This window comes from Nostoc sp. JL23 (assembly GCF_017115065.1).
GTDB lineage: Bacteria > Cyanobacteriota > Cyanobacteriia > Cyanobacteriales > Nostocaceae > Nostoc > Nostoc punctiforme_A.
Genome location: NZ_JABXKN010000053.1, coordinates 109,737 through 121,913 on the forward strand (window position 1 = coordinate 109,737; position 12,177 = coordinate 121,913).

The following is a 12,177-nucleotide window of genomic DNA, read 5'->3' on the forward strand; positions in this document are numbered from 1 at the left end:
TGAAAACTAAGGATGAAAGCGATTTGGGTAGTTCACAGCAAAGGGCACAAAACTGGTAGAGTTGCTGCAAAATCCAGAACTGAGCGATCGCGAGTTGGAAGTGTTGCGCCTGATGGAAGTACTCAAAAAATGTCATCATAGTTAAAGTGAAAACATTCTGGAGACAAGACAACGGTTTACGCACGCCCTTTAGCACGGTTAATTGAACAATTGCAACGCCTACCGGGAGTTGGCCCCAAAAGTGCCCAACGACTGGCTTTGCATATTTTGAAGCGACCAGAAGCAGAAGTAGAAGCTTTGGCGCAAGCTTTAGTTGAGGCAAAAAAACAGATAGGCTTGTGTTCTGTTTGCTTTCACTTGTCTGCTGAACCTGTTTGTGAAATTTGCCGCAATGCCAACCGTGACAATAACACTATCTGTGTTGTTGCAGATCCTCGCGATGTGATTGCGCTGGAAAAAACCCGCGAATACAAAGGCAAGTATCACGTTTTGGGCGGGGTGATTTCGCCAATTGATGGAATTGGTCCAGATCAGTTGACTATACTAGCTTTGCAGCGCCGGGTAAGTCAGCAAAAACCTCAAGAAGTAATTCTGGCAATTAGTCCGAGTGTGGAAGGGGAGACAACAACCCTGTATATCGGTCAGCTATTGAAACCATTTACCAAAGTGACACGGATTGCTTTTGGTTTACCTGTAGGTGGCGATTTGGAGTACGCAGATGAAGTTACTTTGGCGAGGGCGTTGGAAGGCCGTCGGGAGTTAGATTAAATTTTGTTGATTTTGCTGGTTAATCACTTTCTCAACTATTGACTGTACATAACATCCGATCGCAAGACGTACTTTCGCCCTTGGATAATAGTAGCGCCCTCATGTACTAGTTCGTGGACAAAACACAAAGCCATACCTGTTACCGGAAGCACAGCTAGATTAGATAAATCTTGGTAGTATTCAGGAAGATAAAAGCGGGTTTCGCCGCCTTCAAACCCTTCATTCAGATAAATCATGAAAGTCAATAAACTTTCCTCACCGTTAGTTCGTCGATAAGGACCATCATGATGAGGTGCAAACCTCTGACCTGGATCGTAGCGATAGAAACGAAAACGCTCATTCAGCCCAACTGGATGCCAGCTACCAATGGTCTTGGGGATATAATTTGACACACGCTGCCATAAATCAAAAGCACGCTCCCGGTCATCTAGCATAACGCGCTGATTATTGCGGATGTCGGGACGCATTTTAAAACCTCGGTGGGTAGTAATAGGAGCATCTGTATAGCCGATGTTTTCTGTTAAAGTAATATACTCAGCGCATTCTGCTGGCGAAAGAATATTTTCCAGCGTGAAAATTTGGTTGCGAAGCAAATCTTTCTTGGTCATGGTTAAGCTAATTGAGATTTAAGCCTGATGATAGTGTATTCCTTATAACTCAATACGGTTCAGTTGAGCCTAAAATCTAATGAGCAGAAATAGAGTTTTAGCCATGATTTTGCCTTAGTAAATCTGCAATTGAGGTGAGTAATTCAGTTGGTTGTACTGGTTTGGCAATGTGTTTCTGAAAACCAGCTGCTAAAACTCGATCGCGATCGCTTTCTCCAGCATAGGCGGTAAGAGCGATCGCCGGAATTTCGCCGCCCTCCTCTTTAGGCATGGCTCTGAGCATCTTAATCAAGCTGTAGCCATCCATTTCTGGCATTCCTAAATCACTGATTAATAAATTAGGTACAGCCTGTGATATAATATTTAACGCCTCATTTACCGATGCTGCGGCAGTTATCAACGCCCCATTATGTTGTAGCAAGAAGTGCAGAAACTCTCGTGTGTCAACATCATCATCGACAATTAATACCCGTAGTCCACGCAGAACTGACGAGTTAAATTTCTCCCCTGCTCCTCCTGCTTCCCCTGCACTGTCACTGTCCTTCATCACGGGCAGTCTGACACTAAAAACTGCTCCCTGTCCAATTCCTGGACTGGCTGCTCTTACAGTACCGCCATGCAACTCTACTAAGTGACGAACTATTGCCAATCCCAGCCCCAGTCCGCCAAATTTCCTGGTTGTGCTGCTATCGGCTTGACGGAAATATTCAAATACGTGGGGTAAAAATTCAGGGGAAATACCTTGACCGGTATCTTTAACTTGAATTATTGCTGAGTGGGAAGTTAATTCACCACTCAATGATAAGCTGACTTCGACTGAACCACGAGAGGGAGTAAACTTAACTGCGTTCGAGAGTAAATTCCCTACAATTTGCTGTAAACGATTATAATCGCCTAACACTTTACCAACATTGGGGTCAACCTGTACTTTAATCTGGATAGATTTGGTTTCGGCAATTAACCGGACTGTTTCTAATGCGGCATCAATTACAGCTACTAGGTTAACAGTGGCAAAAGTCAGGTTCAACTTACCGCGAATAATTCGGGAGACATCCAGCAACTCATCAATTAATTGAATCTGCAATTGAGCATTTCTTTCGATGGTTTCTAAAGCACGATTTGTAGTCACTTCATCAAATTTGCGGCTTTTGAGTAGCGATGACCACCCTAAAATCGGGTTGAGGGGCGATCGCAATTCGTGGGAGAGAATAGCGAGAAACTCATCTTTATTCCGGTTTGCCTGTTTGAGTTCCTCTGCTTGTTGCCTGAGTGCTTTTTCTAATTGCTTTCTGGGGGTTAGGTCTAGAATAAAACAGATCCAAGACGCTGGATCTCGCTCCACCAAAGCACCACCAATTAGTATGGGAATACGGGAACCATCCTTACGAATGTATTCTTTTTCAAAGGGAGTAAATAGCCCAACCGTTAAAAGTTGCTCTATCCCTTGCCGATCGAGAGCGTGATATTCAGGTGGGGTGATATGTTTTCTGCGTATCTTACCCGCTAAAAGTTCCTCTCGTGTATAACCTACCATTTCTAAAAAAGCTTCGTTGGCCTCAGTAATGTAATCAGGAGTGGCGAACATAATACCAATAATATTGGAATCAACTAACCGCCTTAATTGAGTTTCGCGCTGGCGCAAATCATTTTCTACCTGTTTGCGCTGGGTAATATCTTGAGTAGTACCCATCATCCGTACTGCCTGCCCCTCGGCATCATAAAAGACGCGACCTTTAGCAGAAATCCAATGAATACTACCATCAGACCAAAGGATGCGGTATTCAATATCACAGTCAACCTTTTCCTCAATAGAGCGGGCGATCGCTTCATGAATACATTGGCGGTCTTCTGCATATACACAGTTGAGGAAAATCTCAAAGTCGATTTCGACTTCTAGGGACACTCCAAACAGCTGCCGACATTTGTCTGTCCAAATTACCTCGTTAGTGGTGATATTCCAAAACCACATACCCAGTTCAGCAGCATTAGTGGCCAACCGAATCCGTTCTTCACTCTCGCGCAGATTTGTTTCAATTTTTTGACGTTCCCATAGGGCAGCTTGCTGTTCGGTAATATCAGTACTAGCACCAACTACCCTAATTACCTGACCATTTGTATCCTGAACTGCAAACCCCTGGTCTTTCACCCACAAATAGCGACCATCTTTGTGACGCACTCGATACTCGATGCCATAACGGTTTCCATTGGCCATACTAGCCATGAATTGGTCATTAACTCTTTGTTGGTCATCGGGGTGGATGCGTTCTTGCCACCACTGGAAAGTAGGTTCCGTTTCTTGTTGTGTGTAGCCAAAAACCTGGGTTAGACCCTGAGTTCTTTCCACAGTATTTCTCGCCATCTCCCAGTCATAGATTAGGCAATTAACCGCCGCCGCTGCTAGCTCAAACCTTTCATTACTTTGCCGCAGGGAAATTTCTATGTGTCGTCGCTCTGTAATATCAAAAGCGATTCCCAAAAGATATTGCGGCAATCCATCAGCAGTTCTGCTGTGTACAGTGTCATAGCTACAAAACCAGCGCCACTCTCCATTGGCGTGTCGAATTCGGTATTCAAAGCTGAGAACTTCGCCCTGATAAGTAGAATTAAATTTTTCAAAATAGCTAGGGATTCGAGCCAAATCTTCAGGGTGTAGAAGTTGAGTAAATAACTCCTTTCCCATCGCCTGGATTTCTGCTGGTGTGTAGCCCCAACCTTGAGCAATTTCGTAATTAACGTAAGCATTTCGCTGCTCAATTAGGTCATAAATGTAGATTATCCCCGGAAGAGTCCCAGCAATTTGTTGAAACAGACGTTGACTATCCCACAATGCCTGAAATTCATCTGCATCAACTTGTTGAGTATCTTGTTCACAACTACAGTCATCCTCGATCTGGGCGTGCTTAGATGCCGTAATATCCGAAAAAGTTGTCATGATCGCATACAGATTACTTGCTTCAGTTTGAAACAGAGGTTGCGCGGACAACAAGAGCCAGACTAACTCACCATTTGGCTTATAAAAGCCACACACCACATTTAAGCAAGGTTTACCTGTATTTTGGGCAACGATCGCAGGGTGAGTTTCACTGAGTAAAGGAGAGCCATCTTCATGAATAAATTGCCACTTGGGATCGAGGAAATTTTGCCCCACAAGCTGTTCTGCGGTCAGTCCCAAAATGCGATCGCTAGCGGTATTGCAAGCCTGGATAGTGCCATCAGCCAACTGAAGCACCATTCCTTCTTCTCCACTGGCGACTAGCGAAGATTTTGCCTTTTTACTAACTTGCCGATGCAGCAGCTTGTGATTAGCCAGCTGGTTGTGGAACTTTTCCGCGTCTGGCATTCTAAAAAGCTAAATAATTTTAAAGTTAATCTCAGATTGAGCGACTCATATTTACATAAATTTTAAGACAATTTCTTCAAACTTGAGGTAAAACCTGCGATCGCTACTTCTATTACAGATTTATTTGCCGCACCTTTATAAGACAAGGGAACAAGGAGAAAAAAGAACTCTGTTAATGAAACAGTGCTGAGTGATTTTAATTTACTCAGCACTCAGCACGGGCTAAACGCCCCGCTACCGCTAACAGCACTCCTCAATCAACCCCCAACATGAATACCAGGTCGCATCTCGGGATTCTTTTCAGCTCGCCGCAGTACTTCACGGGTAACTACAGCTATGTCACCTTCGCCAAACAAGATAAAACGCAATAGGTATTGTATGGGATTTCCCTCAACCCAGCCGAAGTAAGCATGGGGAATCTTACCTGTTTGGTCACGAATGTAAAGTAGTAAAGCGGCGATCGCATTCGGTACTGCTGCACTTTCAGCCCGGAGGATGCGATAGTCACCAACTTGTACCCCTTTTACTACGATCACATCCGCAAATTCCGAAGCATCGGATACATGAATTTCTAGAAACAGAATTGGATCGTTGAGTGGAATATGATTGTCTTCGCGTACCTCTTTCTCTTTCATAAAATACTCTAGGACATCGCCCGTATTCAACCGATTTGCAATCAGTCGTATTGTTCCCTGGCTATCTTCAGCAAAGAATTGGCTAGCAAGTTCGTCAACTTCAATTCGCTCTGCTCGCAGTTCAGTTGAACGCCAAACACGAGAAACCAGCGAGGTAAAAATGATCGCACCGATGAAAAACCCAGCAATCCTAATCCCTTCTGGTCTTTCGATGATATTAACAATGGTGGTATATAAAAATAACAGTGTAATGATGCCAAAAACGAATCTGGCCCGCTTCTGTCGGTGACGGTGGGCTGATAAGGTGACGGCAAAGGCAGCTGAGGTGATCAACACCAGCACACCAGTTGCGTAAGCCCCACCTTGGGCTTCTACACTTGCTTTGAAGATAATTGTGACAACAAAAGCGATTGTTGTGTAGACTAACACTAAAGGTCTGGTTACTCGTGCCCAATTGGGTGCCATGCCATAGCGTGGTAGGTAGCGAGGCACGATATTCAACAGTCCTGCCATTGCAGATGCACCTGCAAACCACAAAATAGAAATAGTACTTAAATCGTAAATTGTGCCAAAGCCATTGCCTAAATACAAATGTGCTAAATAAGCAAGGGCCCGTCCATTGGCTTTGCCCCCCGATGCAAATTCTGCGGTTGGAATCAGTAGAGTGGTTATAAAGCTGGTGGTAAGCAGAAAGAAGCTCATAATCAGAGCAGCAGTGGTGAGCAACTTGCGTGTATTCCGAATCCGCCCTTTGGGATGCTGCGGAGTGCTGTTACTGCTACCTTTAACCAGGGGCATAACGGTAACACCAGTCTCAAAACCTGACAATCCCAACGCTAGTTTAGGGAAGATGATGAGAGAGATGCCGATTAGCATCAAAGGGTTAGAATGGCGTGCAAAAAGTGCAGTTTGCCAGTTCGCGATCGCTTCTGTGTGAGTTAATATCTGATACACACCGACGCCAACGACAATGAAGTTTAATAGCAGATAAGCTCCCACTAAAACTACTGCAATCCCAATGGCTTCTCGGAAACCTCTCAAGAAAACTGCACCTAATAATGCAACTAATATCAGGGTAACTGCGATCGTCTGATTGTGAAGCCAAATTGGTGTCAGCGGATTTTCGATGATATGGGCTGTGGCATCAGCTGCTGACAAGGTAATAGTAATAATAAAGTCAGTTGCCACAAAGCCAAGTAAGCACAGTACAAGTAATTTGCCTTGCCACCAGGGAAGTAAACGCTCTAACATTGCGATCGACCCTTCACCATGAGGGCTTTCGGCAGCAATGCGCCGATAGATTGGCAACGCTCCAAAGAGCGTCAGCAAAACCAGAATCAGCGTAGCTATAGGAGAAAGAGCGCCAGCTGCTAGTGCTGCAATCCCTGGTTGATAGCCAAGGGTCGAGAAATAATCTACACCAGTCAAGCACATAACCTGCCACCAAGAATGCTGGCGATGTGCTTCTTCTTTGCGATAAGGCCCTTTTTTCTCTCGTCGGTCTTCTTCAAGCAACCAGTGGATTAACTGACTGCCGAGCCGTTTTGTTGAAACAATTGATTTAGCCATCAAATACGGTTGTGTTGCAAAAGTCGGCTTTGTGATTTTTTTAAGCCTTCGTGGTTTATTAAAATTTTTAACTACAAAGGCATAGCACTATTATTGTATGTTAAGCATCCTGTCCGATTTACAAAATATATAGTAGCTGCTCGTAGTCGTTTAGCGTGTCAAGATCGTTTGCGGCTTTTGGTATAGCAATAATCAATACTACAACCGTATATTTAGGGATTAATTGTTTCATACCCTTAGTACCTTAAAGCTGCATCAATTCTAAAAAAACGACGCTGCGAAACTTGGTATGTACGCAATCAACAAATCAGCCCTAAAATAAAAATCACTTTTAGTTATATGATGTTTGTGTAAATGACCATAAGATAATTAGCCCGCTAATCTATAACTCTGTTTGTGTAGCCATAGACTTTAGTTTGATGGAATTATGGACATATAGTCGTACACAATATACAAACAATGTATTAGATAGGTTTCCAGCATCATGCGAATCCATCTGCACCAACTACACTAATTCAGATGTTTGACAATATCTGTAAGTTTTTAGTTGAGAACTTCTCCAGTGACTTCGCTACATGGTTATTAGGCGAATCTATTAATTTAACAGAACTAAGTCCAAAAGAATTATCTCTCGAACCCATTCGGGCTGATGCTCTAATTCTGTTGCAGTCGGAGCAAAGCATATTGCATTTGGAATTTCAAACCCAAGTCGATGCGGAAATTCCTTTTCGAATGATTGACTATCGATTGCGAGTATATCGCCGCTTTCCAGACAAAGCAATGCATCAAGTCGTAATTTACCTCAAGCAGACAAATTCAAATTTGGTGCAACAAAATACATTTACAATTGCTGGGACACGACATGAATTTGCAGTTATCAGACTTTGGGAACAACCAACTGAAGTATTTTTGAGAACACCTGGACTTTTACCTTTGGCGGTGTTAAGCAGTACAATTGAACCAGAAGTTATACTTAATGAAGTGGCACGCGAAATTAACGCTATTACAGAATTAAGAACTCAAAGTAACATTGCTGCTTCTACAGCGATTTTAGCTGGTTTAGTATTAGAGAAAGAGGTTATTAAACGAGTTTTGAGGTCAGATATTATGCGCGAGTCAGCGATTTATCAAGACATTCTACAAGAAGGAAAAGCTGAAGGTAAGGCTGAAGGTAAGGCTGAAGGTAAGGCTGAAGGTAAGGCTGAAGCGTTACTCGAAGTGGCAAGAAATCTATTTAGTACTGGTATGCCATTAGAACAAATCGGCAGAGTCACAGGGTTATCAATTGAGCAGTTACAGTATTTACAGGTAAGTGAGTCTCGTGATTCCAATCAATAAATAATCGGTGCAGTCAACCTGCACCGATTACCAAGTGTCATTCGCATTGAACAAACATCCCATTGTTTCACGCTAATGCTGAAGCTTGGGGTTTGGCAAAAATCATTCTTCCTGCTGTAGTTTGTAAAGCACTGGTAACTACTACTCGCAGTTCACCACCCACATAATTGCTACCTTCTTCAACGACTACCATTGTGCCGTCATCTAGATAGCCAATGCCTTGACTGGGTTCTTTGCCTTCCTTGAGAATTTTTAAATCCAGGTTATCGCCAGGTAAATAACTGGGACGGACGGCATTCACTAAATCATTCACATTCAAAACAGGTACTTTCTGAACACTGGCAACTTTAGACAAGTTGTAGTCGTTGGTTAGCAGTGTACCGCTAATTTCTTGGGCGAAGCGTACTAACTTGGCATCGACTGTGGGAATATCTTCGTAGTCAACTGTATTAATCAGGATGCGATCAGGATAATCTTCTTTAATACGGTTGAGAATTTCTAGTCCTCTCCTTCCCCGTACACGCTTTTGGTCTTTGCTAGCATCCGCGACTTGTTGAAGTTCTTGCAAGACAAACTGCGGTACAAGAATTTGCCCTTCTAAAAACCCTGTTTCTAGTAAGGCTTCAATACGACCATCAATAATACAGCTAGTATCTAGAACTTTGGTATTGGCTGGTTTTAATGTTCCCTCCACTACCATCGATTCAACGGTGTTGGGATTAATAAACCGCAATAAGCCTCGCCCGTGGGTATCTGCCAAATTCATCCCAGTGACGGAGAGGATAATACTGCCAACAACTGCCACCAGTGGCTTAATAAATCCAAAATCTGCCGGGATCGGGAGCAAAAATAGTGGGGCTAGCATCAAGTTGGCTAGTAATAACCCAATCACTAAGCCGATCGCACGAGTTAAAATCACTTCTAGAGGCATTTCTTTGACTTGTGATTCTAGGCGACGATATGTCGTCTGGAAACTCAGCCCGATCGCACCACCAATAATAGCGGCAAAGACGGCAACAACTAAGCGTAGAGCTTCTAGATTCGTTACCTGATCTAGCGCCCCATTGGGTAGTAGTTCAATGCTGTAGAACCCTATTCCCGACGCTGCTAAGATAAATGAGAAAATAATAATGGCGTCAAGCATGGTTGTCTTGTTTTCCTGCAACTGTGTTAACCGATAAAGTTAAGTATTTTTTATTTCATCGGTAAGATAAACTCATCAATATTGACTTACACTAAGGGTTTAGGCTGACAATATCTGCAATTATTATAACCAAAGGATTTTATCTTAATATTTTTCATTGTTTTGTTGTAAAAAGACAAAAACTTGTAAATAAACTACTTATTTTCATTGTCTCTAATTCGCAGTTGGATTAACTTAAAACTTTTCTCAAAATGAGTAAAAAATTTAGTATTTCTGGAATTGCGAGTTCTGCTTATGTGCATATTCCCTTTTGCAGACGGCGGTGTTTTTATTGTGATTTCCCTGTCTCTGTTGTAGGCGATCGCTTGCGGGGCGAAACATCTGGTACTATTTCTCAATATGTTGAGGTGCTATGCCAAGAAATTGCCATTACACCAGCATTTGGTCAACCCCTAAAGACAATTTTCTTCGGCGGTGGTACTCCTTCGTTGCTCTCAATAGAGCAGCTACAACGGATAGTCACAGAGCTACAGAAGCATTTTGGGATTGCGTCTGGGGCAGAGATTTCTATGGAAATTGACCCAGGCACCTTTGATTTAGCCCACATAGCAGGATATCGCAATGCAGGCGTGAACCGGGTAAGTTTGGGTGTACAAGCCTTTCAAGGAGAATTATTGCAAAGGGCGGGGCGATCGCACTCAGTTGAAGATATTTTTGCAGCTGTGGAACTAATCCACCAAGTCGAGATTCCCGTATTTAGCTTAGACTTAATTTCTGGATTGCCGCATCAGTCTTTGGATCAATGGCAATATTCCCTAGAAAAAGCCGTAGCGATCGCACCGACTCACATTTCCATTTACGATCTTACCATCGAACCAGGTACAGCCTTTGGTCGTTACTACAAACCTGGCGATACTCCTTTACCTACGGATGAAGCCACAGTCAAAATGTACGAGATGGGGCAGCAGATTTTAACTAGTGCTGGTTATGAGCATTATGAAATTTCTAATTATGCTCAACCTGGTCATCAATGTCGGCATAATCGAGTGTATTGGGAAAACCGCCCTTATTATGGCTTTGGCATGGGTGCGGCGAGTTATGTTGAGGGGAAACGATTCACTCGTCCGCGCAAAACTAAGGAGTATTACCAGTGGGTACAAGCTGGCGGTGTCATTGATTGTGATGTTATCCCCCCAAAGGAAGTATTGTTAGAAACGTTAATGTTGGGGTTGCGTTTGGCAGAGGGTTTGAGTTTGGTGGCGTTGGCGGAAGCATTTGGCGAAGCGAAGGTGGAGGAAATTTGCAGGTATTTGCAATTGTATTTTGAGAAAGGTTGGGTGGAAGTTGTAGGGGGAAGGTTGCGTTTGATTGATCCCCAAGGGTTTTTGTTTTCTAATGTGGTGTTGGCGGAGTTGTTTGAGAAGTTGGGGTGACGAACCGCAGAGGCGCAGAGGTAACAGAGAGAGGAGGGGAGGTTTATGCAGAAAAATCAAGTTAGAAAAGCTGTAATTCCGGTAGCTGGTTTTGGGACTCGGTTGTTTCCAGCGACTAAGGTTGTGAAAAAAGAACTTTTCCCGATTATTGATCGAGATGGTCGGGCAAAACCTGTGATTATCGCAATTATTGAAGAAGCAATTAGTGCTGGAATTGCAGAAGTGGGGATTGTGGTGCAGCCAGACGATCAAGAAGTATTTGAAGATTTATTGAAAAACCCACCTAAAAAAGAACTTTTAGATAAGCTTTCACCACAAAATCAAGAATATAGCCGATATCTTGAAGATTTAGGTAGCAGAATTACCATTTTGTTACAAGAGGAACAATTAGGCTATGGTCATGCGGTATTTTGTGCCAAGGATTGGGTACAAAATGAGCCGTTTTTGCTTATGTTGGGCGACCACATTTATGCATCTGAAATTGAAAAATCTTGTGCTAGTCAAGTTTTAGATGTTTACGAACAAGTTAATCAAAACGTTATTGGCTTAACGACAATGCCAGCAGAAATTATTCATCAAGCTGGGTGTGTAACAGGAGTTTGGCAAGAGTTAAGCTCGATTTTGTCAGTTACACAACTGTATGAGAAACCGACTATAGAGTATGCACAACAGCATTTACGTGTAGAGGGAATGTCAGAAAATGATTTTTTAGGTATATTTGGCTTATATTTACTAACGCCGAAAATTTTTGACTTTTTAGCAGAACATATCAACCAAAATTTCCGAGAACGAGGTGAATTTCAGTTAACATCTTGTCTTGAAAAATTGCGTCAGGAAGAGGGAATGACAGGATATGTTGTTAAAGGCAAGTGTTTTGATACAGGTTTGCCAGATGCTTATCGGCAGACAATGATTGATTTTAGAAAAATATAGATTAATCTTAGTTCAATTCGTTTGTCTGGGAGGATCTCACTTTTCCTGAATACTTTATTCCTTGGAAGTGTCTTATGTGAAGTTGAAAATTAAGCTAAATCAATCACAAAAAGTAAGAATTCAGCAATGGCTCAACGCCCCGCTACCGCTAACAGGAGTCAGAAGTCAGAATTAATCAGGACTTACGCAAAATAATGAAAAAACGAACCGCATACTCCTACGGAGAAGCAAGCTACGCGCAGCGTCTCGTTAGAGAAGGCGCAAAGGACACAAAAGACTCATCCACAAATGGCAAATGCTCACGGGGACTGGGTTTGAGAAACTTGGGTACAATAGGCGATCACTAAAAGGAGCTACGAAAAAATAAGTATTTGAGAGCATTCAGAGGCAAAAAATTAAAATTAGGGTG

The 12,177-nt window shown here is 42.8% G+C and carries 9 protein-coding genes; 5 read left to right on the forward strand and 4 right to left on the reverse strand.

Translation table 11 applies throughout. The features are described from left to right. Positions 1 to 12 precede the first annotated feature (12 nt). Positions 13 to 141, forward strand: coding sequence for a hypothetical protein (locus HWQ42_RS11385; RefSeq protein WP_292811986.1), 129 nt, complete (start codon positions 13 to 15; stop codon positions 139 to 141). Between the two features lie 69 nt (positions 142 to 210). After that, a complete protein-coding gene (gene recR / locus HWQ42_RS11390; RefSeq protein WP_262984297.1) occupies positions 211 to 768 on the forward strand; it encodes a recombination mediator RecR in 558 nt (185 codons plus the stop codon). Positions 769 to 803: 35 nt separating this feature from the next. On the opposite strand, the gene HWQ42_RS11395 is transcribed toward recR, so the two are convergent. From HWQ42_RS11395 to HWQ42_RS11405, 3 genes are all read right to left on the reverse strand, one after another. Continuing rightward, positions 804 to 1,376 carry a 2OG-Fe(II) oxygenase gene (locus HWQ42_RS11395; RefSeq protein ID WP_292811989.1) on the reverse strand — a complete coding sequence of 191 codons (573 nt, stop codon included), beginning with the start codon at positions 1,374 to 1,376 and terminating at the stop codon, positions 804 to 806. Between the two features lie 97 nt (positions 1,377 to 1,473). Further along, complete coding sequence (locus HWQ42_RS11400; protein ID WP_292811992.1) at positions 1,474 to 4,716, reverse strand: PAS domain-containing protein; 3,243 nt, start codon at positions 4,714 to 4,716, stop codon at positions 1,474 to 1,476. A 257-nt stretch (positions 4,717 to 4,973) separates the two neighbouring features. Further along, the gene (locus HWQ42_RS11405; RefSeq protein ID WP_292811994.1) at positions 4,974 to 6,920 is read right to left on the reverse strand and encodes an amino acid transporter; all 1,947 of its coding nucleotides are present in this window, start codon (positions 6,918 to 6,920) and stop codon (positions 4,974 to 4,976) included. 519 nt (positions 6,921 to 7,439) lie between these two features. Between HWQ42_RS11405 and HWQ42_RS11410 the strand changes: the two genes are divergently transcribed. After that, entirely contained in the window at positions 7,440 to 8,258 is an 819-nt protein-coding gene (locus HWQ42_RS11410; RefSeq protein WP_292811997.1) for an Rpn family recombination-promoting nuclease/putative transposase, read from the forward strand. A 67-nt stretch (positions 8,259 to 8,325) separates the two neighbouring features. On the opposite strand, the gene HWQ42_RS11415 is transcribed toward HWQ42_RS11410, so the two are convergent. Next, the gene (locus tag HWQ42_RS11415; protein ID WP_292811999.1) at positions 8,326 to 9,402 is read right to left on the reverse strand and encodes a PIN/TRAM domain-containing protein; all 1,077 of its coding nucleotides are present in this window, start codon (positions 9,400 to 9,402) and stop codon (positions 8,326 to 8,328) included. A 251-nt stretch (positions 9,403 to 9,653) separates the two neighbouring features. Here HWQ42_RS11415 and hemW point away from each other — a divergent pair, with 251 nt between their 5' ends. Both hemW and HWQ42_RS11425 read left to right on the forward strand, forming a co-directional pair. Then, on the forward strand, positions 9,654 to 10,835 hold the full coding sequence (hemW, locus tag HWQ42_RS11420) for a radical SAM family heme chaperone HemW (protein WP_292812001.1): 1,182 nt from the start codon (positions 9,654 to 9,656) through the stop codon (positions 10,833 to 10,835). Between the two features lie 45 nt (positions 10,836 to 10,880). Beyond that, the gene (locus HWQ42_RS11425; protein ID WP_292812003.1) at positions 10,881 to 11,768 is read left to right on the forward strand and encodes a sugar phosphate nucleotidyltransferase; all 888 of its coding nucleotides are present in this window, start codon (positions 10,881 to 10,883) and stop codon (positions 11,766 to 11,768) included. The last annotated feature ends 409 nt before the right edge of the window (positions 11,769 to 12,177 follow it).

Bases quoted from the DNA above. Each gene is read 5' to 3' on its own strand.
- HWQ42_RS11415 (WP_292811999.1), bottom strand. From the start codon at position 9,402: ATGCTTGACGCCATTATTATTTTCTCATTTATCTTAGCAGCGTCGGGA.
- HWQ42_RS11425 (WP_292812003.1), top strand. From the start codon at position 10,881: ATGCAGAAAAATCAAGTTAGAAAAGCTGTAATTCCGGTAGCTGGTTTT.
- hemW (WP_292812001.1), top strand. From the start codon at position 9,654: ATGAGTAAAAAATTTAGTATTTCTGGAATTGCGAGTTCTGCTTATGTG.
- HWQ42_RS11385 (WP_292811986.1), top strand. From the start codon at position 13: ATGAAAGCGATTTGGGTAGTTCACAGCAAAGGGCACAAAACTGGTAGA.
- HWQ42_RS11400 (WP_292811992.1), bottom strand. From the start codon at position 4,716: ATGCCAGACGCGGAAAAGTTCCACAACCAGCTGGCTAATCACAAGCTG.
- HWQ42_RS11405 (WP_292811994.1), bottom strand. From the start codon at position 6,920: ATGGCTAAATCAATTGTTTCAACAAAACGGCTCGGCAGTCAGTTAATC.
- HWQ42_RS11410 (WP_292811997.1), top strand. From the start codon at position 7,440: ATGTTTGACAATATCTGTAAGTTTTTAGTTGAGAACTTCTCCAGTGAC.
- HWQ42_RS11395 (WP_292811989.1), bottom strand. From the start codon at position 1,376: ATGACCAAGAAAGATTTGCTTCGCAACCAAATTTTCACGCTGGAAAAT.